Annotated in this window: 12 protein-coding genes; 2 read left to right on the top strand and 10 right to left on the bottom strand. The window is 26.3% G+C overall.

Annotated features, from left to right (window positions below; translation table 11 throughout):
• The first annotated feature begins 117 nt into the window (after positions 1 to 117).
• Positions 118 to 513, top strand: coding sequence for a (deoxy)nucleoside triphosphate pyrophosphohydrolase (locus tag I4U89_RS04040; protein WP_195938568.1), 396 nt, complete (start codon positions 118 to 120; stop codon positions 511 to 513).
• Between the two features lie 105 nt (positions 514 to 618).
• Here the strand turns inward: I4U89_RS04040 and I4U89_RS04035 are convergent, their stop codons facing one another.
• From I4U89_RS04035 to I4U89_RS04000, 8 genes are all read right to left on the bottom strand, one after another.
• Complete coding sequence (locus I4U89_RS04035; RefSeq protein ID WP_195938566.1) at positions 619 to 1,287, bottom strand: ABC transporter ATP-binding protein; 669 nt, start codon at positions 1,285 to 1,287, stop codon at positions 619 to 621.
• A 44-nt stretch (positions 1,288 to 1,331) separates the two neighbouring features.
• Positions 1,332 to 3,905: an ABC transporter permease gene (locus tag I4U89_RS04030; protein WP_243279131.1), complete on the bottom strand. Its 2,574-nt coding sequence runs from the start codon at positions 3,903 to 3,905 to the stop codon at positions 1,332 to 1,334.
• A 182-nt stretch (positions 3,906 to 4,087) separates the two neighbouring features.
• Positions 4,088 to 4,918 (bottom strand): sensor histidine kinase, encoded by an 831-nt coding sequence (locus I4U89_RS15665; RefSeq protein ID WP_243279130.1) that lies wholly within the window; start codon positions 4,916 to 4,918, stop codon positions 4,088 to 4,090.
• A gap of 500 nt (positions 4,919 to 5,418) precedes the next feature.
• The gene (locus I4U89_RS04020) at positions 5,419 to 6,129 is read right to left on the bottom strand and encodes a LytR/AlgR family response regulator transcription factor (protein ID WP_195938562.1); all 711 of its coding nucleotides are present in this window, start codon (positions 6,127 to 6,129) and stop codon (positions 5,419 to 5,421) included.
• Between the two features lie 430 nt (positions 6,130 to 6,559).
• Complete coding sequence (locus I4U89_RS04015; protein ID WP_195938560.1) at positions 6,560 to 7,432, bottom strand: DUF4300 family protein; 873 nt, start codon at positions 7,430 to 7,432, stop codon at positions 6,560 to 6,562.
• A 232-nt stretch (positions 7,433 to 7,664) separates the two neighbouring features.
• Positions 7,665 to 7,826, bottom strand: coding sequence for a hypothetical protein (locus tag I4U89_RS04010; protein ID WP_243279129.1), 162 nt, complete (start codon positions 7,824 to 7,826; stop codon positions 7,665 to 7,667).
• Positions 7,827 to 8,236: 410 nt separating this feature from the next.
• A complete protein-coding gene (locus tag I4U89_RS04005) occupies positions 8,237 to 9,436 on the bottom strand; it encodes a S41 family peptidase (RefSeq protein WP_195938558.1) in 1,200 nt (399 codons plus the stop codon).
• 594 nt (positions 9,437 to 10,030) lie between these two features.
• Entirely contained in the window at positions 10,031 to 10,381 is a 351-nt protein-coding gene (locus tag I4U89_RS04000; RefSeq protein ID WP_195938556.1) for a GIY-YIG nuclease family protein, read from the bottom strand.
• Positions 10,382 to 10,772: 391 nt separating this feature from the next.
• Between I4U89_RS04000 and I4U89_RS03995 the strand changes: the two genes are divergently transcribed.
• The gene (locus I4U89_RS03995; RefSeq protein ID WP_195938553.1) at positions 10,773 to 11,624 is read left to right on the top strand and encodes an AraC family transcriptional regulator; all 852 of its coding nucleotides are present in this window, start codon (positions 10,773 to 10,775) and stop codon (positions 11,622 to 11,624) included.
• A 27-nt stretch (positions 11,625 to 11,651) separates the two neighbouring features.
• Here I4U89_RS03995 and I4U89_RS03990 read toward each other — a convergent pair whose 3' ends face one another.
• Both I4U89_RS03990 and yicI read right to left on the bottom strand, forming a co-directional pair.
• Positions 11,652 to 13,028: an MFS transporter gene (locus I4U89_RS03990; protein WP_207744113.1), complete on the bottom strand. Its 1,377-nt coding sequence runs from the start codon at positions 13,026 to 13,028 to the stop codon at positions 11,652 to 11,654.
• Positions 13,029 to 13,177: 149 nt separating this feature from the next.
• Entirely contained in the window at positions 13,178 to 15,523 is a 2,346-nt protein-coding gene (gene yicI, locus I4U89_RS03985) for an alpha-xylosidase (protein WP_195938551.1), read from the bottom strand.
• Between the last annotated feature and the right edge of the window lie 169 nt (positions 15,524 to 15,692).

The following is a 15,692-nucleotide window of genomic DNA, read 5'->3' as shown; positions in this document are numbered from 1 at the left end:
TTTATATACTTTGGATTTTTATACTTATTTATCTTTTTTCTAACTTTTCATAATCAAATGAAAACTTATTAAATATGGGGTATAATAAATAGATATAAAATAGTTGAGGTGAATTAAATGAAGGAAAAAGTAAAAGTAGTTGCCGCTATAATAGAAAATGGTAATAATGAAATACTCTGTGCACTTAGATCACCACAAATGGTACTTCCTAATATGTGGGAGTTTCCAGGTGGTAAAGTTGAAGAAGGAGAATCATTACATGAAGCTATAGAGCGTGAGATAAAAGAAGAGCTAAAGTGTGATGTTAAGGCTATAGATGTTTTTAATAATAATACTCATGAGTATGAGAAAATTATTGTAAATCTTACATGTTTAAAATGCAAATTGGTTGATGGTACTCCTGTTGCTGATGAACATTCTAAGCTTCTATGGTTAAAGAGAGATAATTTGGATTCTTTAAAGTGGGCTCCTGCTGATGTATGTGCTGTTAAAGAATTGATTAAAGAAATATAAAAATAGAACCTAAATTAGGTTCTATTTTTATATTTTCTATATTATTCATTTTGTATATTAATAAATACTTTAATAATAAGACTTCTATGATAAAAATAAATATAATTATTTTGAAATAATTTTACCGTCACTAATATTTATAATATAATCCGCACTGTTAGCTATTTCATCATTATGAGTTATCATAACTAATGTCTGTTTATACTCATCTACACAGAACTTTAATAAATCCATTACTTCATCAGTTGTTTTACTATCTAAATTACCAGTAGGCTCATCTGCAAATATTATTGAAGGCTTATTTGCAAGTGCTCTAGCAATTGCTACTCTCTGTTGCTGTCCTCCTGATAATTCATTCGGAAATTTTTTTATTTGAGGTCTTATCCCTAATTTAACTATTAAATCATCTATATAGTCTTTATCTATTTTCCCTCTACTAAGTAAAATAGGAAGTACTATATTGTCATAAACATTTATAACTGGTATTAGATTATAGCTTTGAAATATAAATCCAAACTCTTCACTTCTTATCTTTGATAGGTTATCATCATTTAAAGTATATAAATCTAAGTCATCTATAAATACTTTCCCCGAAGTAGGTTTATCAAGACCTGCTAGACAATGAAGCAATGTACTTTTACCACTACCACTTGCTCCTACGACTGCAGTAAATTTATTAGGCTGTATTTCTAAGGTTATTTCATTAATAGCTCTGACCCCATTATTATTTTTTCCATATATTTTATTTAAACTTAATGCTTTTAATTTTTTCATAATATCCTCCTTATATATCATTTATATGTTCAGATATATTTGTTTTAATTTTGTGAAATTCCATCAGTTATTGATGTCCCTTCTATCTTGTCTTTAGATAAATATACTGCAACAAGTCCTATGATACTAAAAATCGCAAAGAGCATAAGTATTTGTTTTAAAGGAATGCTATGCTCTATAGTCCTTTCAAAGCTTCCTGCAATAAGAGTTTTATTAGTGCTTGCAATACCCCAATTATGATAAGCTGTTGCAATTATAGCTCCTATTGTAGAGGCTACCATTCCATAAAACTCACTTTCAATTATTAGTATTTTTTTGATGTCCTTGATACTCATTCCAAGCGCTCTTAGTGTTGATATTTCTTTTTTTCGTGCAATGATATTGCTCCTCATAATAAAAATACTATTCACAGAAAGTATAAGTAAAATTAAGCACTGATATATTACTGATAGTCTGTCCTCTGAATTTTGTTGTGCTCCAATAAATTTTAAATCTTCACCTTTACCACCGATTGATGTAAATGCATAATCCTTTGTTAGTTTCTCTAATCTTTTTTCAACTGGGTATAACTCACCTTTTTGAGTCATTACAAAAACTTTGTTATAATCCTTTTGACCTGTTAACTCTTTATAGTCATCTTCCCGAAATATTACCTGTGCTCCATTGGCATCAACATTACCATCTTGAGCTGCTGCATAAACTTCTTTCATAATAGCACTAACTTCAACATTAAATATTTCATACTTTTTTATACCACCTTTATATACAGGTAATTTTATATCTATAACATCTCCAACCTTTGCACCATCAATTACTTTTGCCTCAAATGAATGCGTAACTTGTGAGTTTGTATTATTTACTAGTATAACTTTTTTGTATTGTCCTTCTTTAAGATTTATCAAGTTTTTTCCTTCTTTAATAAAAGATTCTCTACTTTTTAACATTTCATCACTATAACCTCTTATAAGAAGAGGATATTCATTATTATGATTTTCTTGATATAGTACATTTTTTCTGTTTAATTCATCTTGATAAGCTTTTGATATTTGATCTTTGGAAAGTAATATATACCCATTAGGATTATTAAAGTGTGGCTCTACACTTTCTACTCCATCTATATTTTTCACCTTTTGTATCATATCTTTATCAATTTTGTAAAATAGGCTTTCTGTTCCATTATAGCTACCACTTACCGCTTTATCTACACTTCCATAAGACATCCCCCAAATACCGCCTGTTATACCCTCCTCTATATTAGTTTTTAATGTATCTTTTACTGCAAATGTAGATATAAACATTATTCCGACCATTGTAATTACAATCATTGTTATGATAGTTCTAGATTTATTTCTCCATACATTTCTCCTCGCAATACTTATAATCATATTTTTATGTGTTCTGTTTGTTTTAATATTTTTAGATTTTGATTTTCGTTCATACTTTTCACTACTTCTTATTGAATCAATTATAGACATCTTCATAGCTTTTCTGACTACTATAAAACTACTTATAGATACTGATATTGTTGCAACTGCAAAAGAATAAATTATACTTGGAATTCCTATGGTTAACATAGAGCTATATCCATACACCATTTTCACTCCCATGTACGATAGGATTATTCCAAATAATATACCAATTGTCGTCCCTAAAACTATATAAATAAGACTCAACTCTGCAAACATACTCTTAATTTTCTTCATTGACATACCAATTGCTCTCATAAGTCCTATTTGTATTATCATATCTTGTAAAATAATATTAAAAATATTGTATATTACAAGACAAGACACAATAATTAAAATAATAGTCTTCTTAATATTTTCTATGCTATTTTCAGATCTGACTTTTAATGACTTAGCTGCACTAACTTCCGAATTTTCACGTAAATTATCAAAGCTAAGATTTAACTTTTTTCCCATTTTACTTAAAAACTTAGATGTATTTTTTTCTGACTTAAGAAATATTGTTCCTTTATATGTACCTTCAGTTTTTAGTGGGAGCTTAGCATCTTCATATATAAAAGCTTGAGTCTTAACTCCACTTATTGAGCTAGATAAAGATTCATAATATCTATCTGGCTTTTCAAGTATTCCGACAATTTTAAAGCTTTTGTTAACACTATCTATCTGATTAGCTCCATCATCATCCACATACTTATTCATTAACATTAAATCAATAGTCTTATTTAATGGGTCACTTATACCCATCTGCTCTGCTGTTTCTTTTTCTATTACTATTTCTCCATCTTTTGTAGGTGTTCTTCCTACCATCTTATACTTAAGAGATTCTATAAAATCTTTATCAAATGAGTTTAAATTAAATTTAACTCCACTTTCTTTATCTACTATTTCACATAAATATTTAACTTTACTTGATTCTTTTATTTGACTATCACTTTCTAGTTCTTTGACTTTGTCTATGCCAATGCCTTCAAACCATACTTGATACCCTCCATGTAAATCTTTTGCTTCTTGTATTTGAGAATCATATCCTGAATCCCTAATTACAATCATAGAAAAAATAAGCATTACTGAAAGTGCAATACTTGATATCAGTGCTACTGTTTTTCCCTTTTGTTTTTTCATATACGCTATTGCTAGTTTAAATATAGTCAAAACTTTACCTCCTCTTCTTGTACTAAATCATCGTATAAAAAAATGCTACCTTCTCTGTATAAAAGGTAACATCTTTAAAATTTCGATTCAATATAAGTCCGACAAGTGGTATTTTTTCACCGATAACTAGCATACTAAATCCTAACTTGCAAGTTTACTAAATTAATAATCCTATTAAATTTTTATTCAACTGGTATATAAATAGTAGCTATAAATTTATACTCATTATCCTTAAATTTTAATTCTCCATTGTATTTTTTTATTGAAGACTTTATACTTTCAAGACCTATCCCATGAAAGAATTTATCTTTTTTAGATGTAAAAATCTTATTATTTTTAATTATTACTTTATTTGTCTTGCTATTTTCACATCTGACTACATAGTACCCTTTTATAAAAGTGCTTTTTATAATTATATATTTTTCTATATTATTATCATCAATTTTGTTACATGCTTCTATTGCATTATCTATTAAATTTGAAAATATACTACTTATATCAATCATCTCTATAAATTCACATTTACTAAAATCTATACCTACATTAAAATCTATACCATTTTCTATACATATTTTGCTTTTTTCATGAAAGATAATATCTAGTAGTACATTTCCTGTGTTATAAATATTTTTAGTTTCTTTTACTTCATCTTCTATATTGTTAATATATTTATTTACATCTTCACTACTATTTTTTAATGATTTTATATTTTCCATGTGATTATTCATATCATGATATATTCGTTTCATTTTTTCTTGTGATTCTTTTACTATTAAAAAGTATTTATATTGCATATCTAACTTTTCATTTGCAAGTTCCTTTTTTGCTTTTTCTTTTTCTGACTTTACAGAATTTATAAAAATAAATATCAAAATTATGTTTGTTATAGATAAGATATAAGGAAATACATATTCCATAAAACTAGATATCTTAACCGTATATACAATATTGTTATATTCAATATTATTTTTTATTACTATACTATACAAATCACTTATTTTTGAAGTTGACATATTTAGAAGTACAATTATAAATATATTAACGATTATGGTTAAACATATATATAAATAATACTTGTTATTTTTATAAAACTCTTCTAGCTTATCAAGAAAATAAATACATAAAAAAATAATTAAAAAATTTATTCCGAGATTCAATATATATATATAATAACCCATATATTTAAACGTTATTAATAAAAACCAATAAATACTACATTCTATCAATATATATATTAAACTATACATTACAGAATAAATGATAGATTTTATTATATCTATTTTATAAATAACTTTACAAATTAAAACTAATATTAAAACTATACTGATTAAAATTTGTAGTGCTACAAATCCAAAAGGTATACCTCTTACGACCAACCATATAACTAGTAATAAAATTGATGGTGATTTAATATTAATTTTATCTTTATAAGCATAACTTATTTTATTCATTAGCATAAAAAAACAAAACATGAACATAAGCATATTTATAATACTCAAAGCTCTATAAAAACCTAACATAACTTAGCCTCTATTAAATCAAAAAATTTATCTTTTGTCTCCTTAAATCTATACCTACTAACAGGTACTTCCTCACTATTTTCAAGTATTGCAACATACTGTTTTATACTTTTTACATGCTCTAGGTTAACTAAAAAGCTTTTGTGACATCTGAAAAATCTGCTACAATCTATCTCCTTTTCAATATTATTCATTGTTCCCTTAGTTTTATAAACCTCATTTAAAGTATGTATAATTATAGTTTCTTTTTGTACTTCTACATAAGTTATTTCATTTATATCTAATTTAATTTGATTACCTTGTTCTTTTACTATAATATATTTATTTTTTATATCCACTTCTTTTATGCAATTTATTATATTTTCTTTTAGACTTTCATATTTCACTGGTTTTATTAAATATCTATAAGCTCTTACCTCATAGCCTTCTAGTGCGTATTCTATTAATGATGTAATGAATATAATTTCTACTTTATCATCTAACGTTCTGATTTTTCTGGCAGTATCCATTCCATTGATTTGCCCCATTTGTATATCTAATAAAAGTACGTCAGTATCTTTTTGATAGCTTTCAAGTAATGCTTCCCCCGAATTAAATACCTCCAACTTATATTTAAGAGCTAATCCCTCAAATATTTGATCTATATATGTTTTCAACAACCCTTGTTGTTCTTTTTCATCTTCACATATTGCTATTTTTATCAACTAATACCACCTCAAACCCATTTATATTACTTAAATTCTTAATTTTATCTAATACTTAGCATATCATTTTTTCATTCTTATTATCAAGACATTAAATTTAGTCCTATTTTATATTATTAAGAATTTATTACAATTAAAGGAAGTAAAAATATCATTTCATTAGTATCTGCTTTACTTAACACTTGAGTTTTAGCAATACTTACAAAAGAAGACACATATGAATATATATTAACATGCTAATTCTAATTGTTAATAATTTAGAAAATGCTCCTATTTTAAGCACTTTTTATCATAAAAATCATTATATCTAAGTTCACATATATATAAATAAAAGGTATTGACGATTTAGTCAATACCTTTTTCGTGAATTTCAATGTTGGAAACGAACATTATATATCTAAAGAAATTAAGTTGAAACTTTCAATTTACTCTATTTAATTAACTCATTATTTTCCATTATTATTGGTTTTGATGAACCATTACCAGATGTATCATTATCCAATCTATCCATTAAATATTTTTTTAGTTCTAATTTATTTTTAAATTTAGAAACTTGGAATGGTAAAGATGGTGCATATTTTTCAATAAATAATAATCCATCTTTTGTTTGTAACAAAATACCTGCATGTCCTACAAATACCTCACTATCTTCTGGTGAATGTAAAAATACATTTATCATTGATATATTTTTATTACCTACAAATGATATTTTTCTTTTTTCCCATTCTTTCTTTATAGTTTCTGCATGCTTATTTATATCTTGTGTATTTTTCACTTTTACAGCTGCATATAAATTAGTAAATTTATCTATATCTTCTTTGCTAAATTTACTCATAGGATTATCATTTATTGCATCTTTATCAAACATTAATGAAGTGGAATCACCTATAAATTTATCTTCTGATTTAATGAAATTTTTAAATATTGAAAATGCAGTTAATCTACAGTTAAAATCCATATAGTTCAATTTATTAAAGTCCCATTTTTCATCTAGATATAATTCATCATACGGAACTTGCTGAGTTTTTATAGTTGTAAAATCTTGCTTAGATGTTTTTAACTTATTTATATCTGATTTATCATTATAATTTTGCACAAGTTTAATAAAATAATCTGCTTGTTTTTTATCTATTTTATTTTCTATTAATATATCTCTTATCTCATTTTGAGTTTTTTCATCTATTAAATTAGAATACGTAAGTTTTGTTGATTCTATAGTATCGCTTGTTTCTGATTTAGTGTTTGTACAGCCTGTCATAAGTAATGTTGCAGATAGTATTACTGGAATTATACGTTTTATCATATATTTTATCCTCCGATATAAAATTTTATTCTTAAATTAATTTATTTTTACGTGTCGACTTTTGTAGTATAAAACATATAACATTAAACTTTCAACAGGTTTTTAGTTACAAATCTGTTATAAAAAATTTTATGTTTTTTAAAACTTTTTAGACTTATATATAATTACCTTTTATTACTATACTATACAAAAATTACTTATTATATATACTTACAACTTCTATGATAACTTCCTAATTTTTTATATCTAAACATGCTACTTCAAACTTTTCTCTATCACTATCTACTAAAAAATTCTCCACTAATCTACAAGCATCATAATGACTACTTATTTTTACAGTTACATATAGAACACTACTTTCTTTTATTAATTTTAGTGATACTATATCAACCATTTTTACAGGTACTTTCTTTTTATCTATTACAATTACATCCTTTTATTAATCTAATTTTCATTTATAATTATTGGCTCTTTTTTACAAATAACAATTACTGAAAAATTACTTGAACACAAAAACAAAGAGAAGATGTAATCAGTTCCTTTTGTCTCATCTATGTATTCTAGCTCTATTCCCTTTTGTATAGATAGATACTACATTGGTAATTAAGATAATTTCTATATATTTAAAGTATTAGTATTAATAAACATAGCATACATTATTAAAAGTTACTTCTTATAAAATAGTACTTTATCCTAACATCTAGATTAAATCCCTAACCCACTTCTACAGCTTCTAAAAGTGTTGATTTTCCTCTTTCATTTTTCCAACTAAGAAAGTAACGTTAGGTAGATTTTGATTATTATTTAATCATTAATATTTTCAAGTTCTAATACCTTTTTTATACAGTTATCATCTTTAAAATTTGTAGTTCTTTTACAATCTTTTATTTTAAAATCTGGAGTAGTTTTAAATTCTTCATCACATATACCATATTTATTTAAATACATACCACTTGCCATCCTAACTATTAAGCCACTGTTTTTTAACTTAAACAATACAGGGTCTAGTCCTCCACCATCTCCTCCAGTAGTTTGTCCTATTAATGTTGCAAATTTAGTTTCCTTACAAAACATAGAAAATGACTCTGATGATGAATATATTTTTTCATCTACAAGCAAGTATATGTTGCCTTCAAATTTCAAATCATTATTAGCTTTTATAGTATAAGACGTATTTTCAAAATCACTAAAATTTTTTAAAGTTTCCTCTGGTGCATTCTTCTTTACATTCATTGGTAGATTTTCTATAGGTTCTAACTTTATATTTCTTACATCAGTATATCTTTTAACTATTTTACTATTATTTCTATAAGTTCTATAACCATTTATTTTAATATCATTTTTTATAAGCTTAGATACTATTCCTTGCCAATACCTATCGCTTCCTCCTAAATTTCCTCTTATATCAATAATTAAAGCTTTGTGTTTTCCTAAGGTTTTAATATAATCTCCAATCATCTTTAGATCTTTATCTGTAGATCCATTCCTTGATGCCATTGATGGTAAATATATGTATCCAACCTTATTCTTAATTACATCTTTTAAAATTAATTCTTTTTTTAAAAAAATATCCTTTGATATTTTTATTTTAGGCTTTATAGAATTATATCTCTCTACCACTTTTTTATCATCAAGAAAATCATACCAATTATTATTAGAATATGATTTTTTAAAAAGTTCATATCGTTTTTTATTATCTATTAATTCAGTGTGCCTATTATCTAAGTCAGATAATATAGATGACATTTCTTCTATAAATTCTTCGTCATTTTTAGTATTTTTAATTCTTTTTAGATATTTATCCTTATTTCCTAGCCAATCTAGATTGTTACGTCTCTTATTTACATCTAGATAAGGATATCCATTTTTGATAGCATTGTACACATACTCAAAGTCCTCTACCTTTTCTCTTTTAGATAGTTGATCATTTTTAGAATAAATGCAATTACCTATTGTTATTATAAATATAAAAATAATTGCTAAAAATAATACTTTCTTTTTCATCTAGTTCACATCCTTATTATTCCAATAACTTTAAACATTGTAACATTACTTTACAAGAAAATCTAGATTACTAAATTCTCTATATATTTAATTTTATACAGATATTTTGTGATATAACTTAAATAATAATCGAAAAGTTTTATCTATCTATTGATAGTCGTAAAAAAAGATATAAGTAAATTTTTTTAAATATACTTATATCTTCTTTATCTAAATATTTTTCAACCTCATAATTTGTTAATCTAGGTAAAAAACGAGTACGTATTTTTATTCTCCCCTTCATCTTCTTTCTTTTAATTCATTATACATTTGCTGAGTTTTTTATTATTTAAATTAAATCTTAAATATATTCCTATAATTTCAAGTATACATGTTACAACTATCATACCTGTATTTAAGTATCTTATATTTTCAGCAGAGATACAGCTCCTACAATGTATCCTATTAACCCTAGGGCATAACTTGCAACTGTTGAAGCTAAAGTTGACCCTATTTTACGATAAAATTTATTGAGTTAGTTAATTAATTTAATTATACCATAACTAATAACTTCAATATTTATCATAGCTTTTAAATTAGCTTATATTCTACTTTCTATATTTCCTCTACATTTTCATCCGTAAATCTATCTTTACACATTTCTCTTAATATTTTTAGATCTTCACTATAATCAACTTTACTTTCATCCTCATCATAAGAAAGTACTTCTACTACCTTTATTTCAAAGTTCTCTTCTTTGTTTTCATTCCAATCTTTTTGAAGTTTTTTACATCTATGATTGTTTAAATTCAATCTAAACCTATCACCATTTATTGTTGCTTTTATGTTTTTGTCACAACCTAAATAAACAGTATTTGTATTTATAGACTTAAACATATATACACCCATCTCTGGTTTCATTTCTTTGTATTGTTGTATTAATTCTTTTTTTCTTGATTTATCCATAACTTATCTCCTATATATTCCGTAATAATCTATTATTTAATAATTTGCTTTACAAAATGCCGCTACCTAATATCATCTAGCTTATATCTAACTAAACTTTGCTACTATACATTTGTTGCAATCACATATATAATTTTATGCTAATTTGTTTTTCTATACAATAAACGTTCCGTAGAGTTAGATTCTATAGGGCGCTTATTATATATTTTACAATAAGTCCAGTATTAATAATTCCAATGACACCATTTAAAACATCTGCTTATAAAAAAACTTCAAAGAACATCAACTCAATAACATTTTTCATTTATTTTTTTTTAGTATCTATGATAATATTTATATATATCAGATATTTAGGAAAAATCAAAAAAATTGTTTTATTTAGGAGTCTATTATGAATACACTTAAACATGAATCAGTAAATATCCATGATGATATAGGTGTAAAGCTGTATCTATCTGTTGATAACGGAAGTTTTACAGCTAAACACTGGCATTATAGTCTTGAAGTTATTCTTATACTTAATGGAAGTTTTGATCTTTTTATAGACAATGAAAAATTGAGTTTAAAATCAAATGATTTAATAATATTAAATCCAAAGCAAGTTCATTCAGCTATTTGTCCTGATAGTAATGAATCTATAGTTCTTCAAATTCCGTATAAGTTTTTAGAAGAAAATATACCTAATATAAGTGAGTTACATATTAATTACAGAGAATTACTTGATAATATTGATGATGTTACTGTAAATAAATTAAAAAACACTTTAAATAAATTATATGAAGTATATAGCAAAGAACCCCAACTATATATATTAAACTCAAAAGCCTTATTATATGAATTTTTATATATTTTATATGGTAATTATTCAATTTCTACAGATTCAATATCTTATCAAGATACAGATAAATATTTCGATAGATTAAAAATTATAACTGATTATGTAAAAGAAAACTACAAAGAACAAATTTCTCTATCTACAGCAAGTGAAGTTGTAAACTTAACACCTCAATATTTATCTAGATTTTTTAAAACACATATAGGAATAACGTTTACCTCTTATGTAAACAATATTAGACTTGAAAATATGTATAATGACCTTATAAATACAGATAACAATATATTAGATATTATTCAGGATAATGGATTTTATAATTATAAACAATTTATGAAGTTATTTAAGAAAATATATAATTGTACACCAAGCCAAAAGCGCCAACAAATAAATGAAACTAAAAAAAGGTGAGAAATTTTCCCTCACCTTTTATATGTATTATCTACTTCTTAATTCACTTACTATCTCTCTACATTTTGCTTCAGTTAACGGATACATCTTTATAAGTACTAACATACCTACTGTAAGTACTACCGGTATAATACCATTTACAGCACGAATACCAGCTAAAGCTTGTGGAGTTTGAGCAACATTTGCAACATATCCTGTCATAGATAGTACTACACCTGGAACTAATCCACCTAAAGCCATTCCAAACTTAAAGAAAAACCCTATTATAGAATAAGTTATACCTTCTCTTCTCTTTCCTGTTTTTAATTCCCCATATTCAATAGTATCTGGAACTAAACTCCACATTATTCCAGTACTAGAATAAGCTATACCATGAATTACTCTAAGGATCATAAGTAAAGTTATATGTTCTTTTCCTAAGAACATCATGCCTACTGGAAGAGATAAAGTAACTACAGTAAACCAAAATATTATTTCTCTCTTATCAAATTTCTTTAATAAAAGTGGAGTAACAGCATATCCAACTAATACAGCACCTTTTCCTAATACCATATATGTTGGAATTAAGTCTTCTCTACCTAATACATATTGAAAGAAATATATGCCAACAGCATCCATTATAGACATAATACCAAACATTAATATAAATATTAGTGATAATATAACTAATGGCTTGTTATTTTTAAGTAAAACTATTATATCTTTAAACCCAGCTTTTTCACCCTTTTCATTTACTACACTATATCTTTCTTTAGTGGTGAAGAAACAGAATAATAGTAATAATCCACCTGCTATGCCATATATTGTCATTGTTTGTTGATAACCCTTAGCTAAGTTTCCGCCACCTAACATTATACTTAACTTAGGTACACCATAAGTTACTATAAGAGTTCCTACTGATGCAAAGAACATTCTTACTACAGAAAGGTTAGCACGCTCTGTAGAATCTTGTGTCATTGCTGATGTTAATGCTCCATAAGGTACATTTACTAAGGTATATACCATACCTAATCCTATATATGTAACATATGCATATACAAGTTTACCAGTAGGAGAAAAATCAGGTACTGTAAAACATAAAATAGCTAATAATGTAAACGGTAGCGCACCGTATAAAAGATAAGGTCTAAATTTACCGTGCTTTGATTTTGTTCTATCTACTATAACACCCATTATAGGGTCATTTATACCATCCCAAATTCTTGCGACTAAGAAAATCATAGATACCGCCATTGGAGCTAATCCATATACATCTGTATAAAAATACATTAAAAATGCTCCAACTGTACTAAATATTAAGTTACATGCTAAATCTCCTGTAGCATAACCAACCTTCTCCAACCCTGAAAGTTTGTCATTTACTTGAGTATCACTATCTATAGTTTGGTTCATAGTATTTCCCATATAATTAGTCCCCCTAATTTAGAGTTGGTATAAATTTATACCAACTCATTTTATAATAAAATTACCTAATTCTAAATACTTTTAAAGTTATCCCTGTCAATACTTTTATAATTTTAATATAACTTCATTGACTTTAGTTAGTTCTACATTTATATTACTGTAAATATAACTTCACTATCTTTAGCTTGTGCCACTGTTCCTATTTCTAAATTATACTTACAATTAGCATTTTCAGATATTGCATTAAGGTTTCTAAGTACTATTTTATAGTATCCACTTATTCCTTCTGTCTTAACAGTTATCTTATTTTTAACTTTTATTGCAGATACTTTTCCTGCTTCTTTTCCAAGTGAGTTATATAATATAGTTTCTATTTTATTATTTTCATCTAATTCAAATATGTTAAGTTCTATATCCTTTAAATAATCATAATCTGGCTTTTTATCATTATATCCTATAGGAATTATAGTATTATCTTTGACCATTAGTGGTAGTGACATATAATCATGATTTTCCTTGTACCATCTTCCACCTTCAGATACTTTATTATTTAATAAATTTGTCCATCTTCCTTCTGGTAAATAATAACTTACATCTCCAGTATTACTAAATATAGGAGCTACTAATAAGTCTTTACCAAGCATATATTGACGGTCTAGGTTTATACAAGTTTCATCATCGCAATACTCAAGTATCATAGGTCTCATCATAGGTATACCAGTATTTTTTGCTTCAACAGCATACTTAAATAAATAAGGCATAAGCTTCATTTTTAATTTAGTAAATTTACGAGTTACTTCAACAGCTTCCTCATCATATACCCATGGTACTTTGTACTCAATGTTTCCATGATATCTACTATGAGACGATAAAAGTCCAAATTGAGTCCATCTTTTGTAAATATCAGCTGTGCACCCTTCTTCAAATCCACCTATGTCATGACTCCAATATCCAAATCCACAAAGACTTAAAGATAATCCACCTCTTAATGATTCTGCCATAGAAGAGTAATTAGATAAACAATCTCCTCCCCAATGTACTGGGAAATTTTGTCCTCCAACTGTTGCTGATCTAGCAAATACACACGCTTGTTCATTTCCTAGTTTTTCTACTAAAAGTTCAAATACTACCTTGTTGTATAATTGAGTATAATAATTATGCATTTTCTTAGGGTCTGATCCATCGTAGTATTTTATACCATATTTTAGTGCATCTATTCCATAGAATTCATCTTGAACAGGTATTCTTTCACCAAAGTCGGTTTTAAAACTATCTACTCCCATGTCAATTAATCTTTCAAGGTGTGACTTATACCACTTACAAGCCTCTGGATTAGTAAAATCGACTAAAGCCATACCTGCTTGCCATCTATCCCATTGCCATATTTTATTATTTCCAGTTTTGACAAAATATCCTTTTTCAGTACCTTCTTTATATAGAGGTGATTTTTGACCTATATATGGGTTTATCCAAACACAAACTTTTATACCCTTATTATGAATTCTTTTTAACATTCCTTCTGGGTCTGGAAACACTCTATTATCCCATTCAAAATTACACCATTCAAATTCTTTCATCCAGAAACAATCAAAGTGGAAAGTTTCAAGTGGTATATCTCTTTCTAACATTCCATCTATAAATGTCATTACTGTTTCTTCATCGTAATTTGTGCAGAAAGAAGTCGTTAACCAAAGACCAAATGACCACGCTGGTGGAAGTGTAGGTTTTCCAGTTAAATTTGTATAGTTATTTATAACTTCTTTTAGGTCATTTCCACCTATTATATAGTACTCAAGGACTTCACCTTCTACACTAAATTGAACTTTACTAACTAACTCTGAGCCTACTTCAAAAGATACATTTTCAGAATGATTAACAAAAACTCCATATCCTTTATTTGTTAAGTAAAAAGGTATATTTTTATATGACTGTTCACTTGCAGTTCCACCATCTTGATTCCAAATATCTACTACTTGACCATTTTTCACAAAAGGAGTAAAACGTTCTCCCAAGCCATATACTAATTCTCCTACTCCTAGTGCTAATTGCTCTCTCATATAAACTTCTTTTTTATCTGTTGTAATATGAGCTGTACCTTTTTTACTTGTTTCAGTTAATAACTTATCATTATTATAGAATTTGATTCCCCAATTTTCACCTTTTCCTATTTGTGCTTTTAAGCTACCTGATATAAATTCATAGTTATCATAATTTTCTTTTATTTTAATATCTGGCGTGTTTTCATTTAATTTAAAGTAAGACTTATCATTTACTCCTGCATGATGAGTAATTCTGACTTTAATTATATTTTCCATAGGAGAAGATATCTCTGTAGTTAACATTCCCCCATCTAAAGTGTTTCCTCTTGTATTTACTTTTACAAAAGGACAATATGCTGTTAGTTTAGCTTCTTCTATATCCATATCATAAAGCTCAGCAGGATATAAAATCTTATAATTCTCTTTGTCTAACCACATTCCATTGCTAAATTTCAATTTAATATGCCTCCCCCAACTAATATTAATTTTGATTCAACTTTAAGTATAGTTTATATTATTTTTTAATGATATGTTAGGTATTTTCTATACTACTTTATAGGTCTTTTTTAGCTTTTTGTTTCTATTTATAAAAATTTTAAAGGGATTATCTAAAGACAATTAATTT

The sequence above is a fragment of the Romboutsia sp. 1001713B170131_170501_G6 genome (assembly GCF_015668195.1).
In the GTDB taxonomy this organism is placed as follows: Bacteria; Bacillota; Clostridia; order Peptostreptococcales; family Peptostreptococcaceae; genus Romboutsia_C.
Note: the sequence above shows the minus strand (reverse complement) of the source record. Positions and strands in the feature narration are given on the sequence as shown.

What these genes read in the sequence shown, in the direction of transcription:
- I4U89_RS04040 (WP_195938568.1), top strand. Translation starts at nt 118, where the DNA reads ATGAAGGAAAAAGTAAAAGTAGTTGCCGCTATAATAGAAAATGGTAAT.
- I4U89_RS04015 (WP_195938560.1), bottom strand. Translation starts at nt 7,432, where the DNA reads ATGATAAAACGTATAATTCCAGTAATACTATCTGCAACATTACTTATG.
- I4U89_RS04000 (WP_195938556.1), bottom strand. Translation starts at nt 10,381, where the DNA reads ATGGATAAATCAAGAAAAAAAGAATTAATACAACAATACAAAGAAATG.
- I4U89_RS04035 (WP_195938566.1), bottom strand. Translation starts at nt 1,287, where the DNA reads ATGAAAAAATTAAAAGCATTAAGTTTAAATAAAATATATGGAAAAAAT.
- I4U89_RS15665 (WP_243279130.1), bottom strand. Translation starts at nt 4,918, where the DNA reads ATGTCAACTTCAAAAATAAGTGATTTGTATAGTATAGTAATAAAAAAT.
- I4U89_RS04005 (WP_195938558.1), bottom strand. Translation starts at nt 9,436, where the DNA reads ATGAAAAAGAAAGTATTATTTTTAGCAATTATTTTTATATTTATAATA.
- I4U89_RS04010 (WP_243279129.1), bottom strand. Translation starts at nt 7,826, where the DNA reads ATGGTTGATATAGTATCACTAAAATTAATAAAAGAAAGTAGTGTTCTA.
- I4U89_RS03995 (WP_195938553.1), top strand. Translation starts at nt 10,773, where the DNA reads ATGAATACACTTAAACATGAATCAGTAAATATCCATGATGATATAGGT.
- I4U89_RS03990 (WP_207744113.1), bottom strand. Translation starts at nt 13,028, where the DNA reads ATGGGAAATACTATGAACCAAACTATAGATAGTGATACTCAAGTAAAT.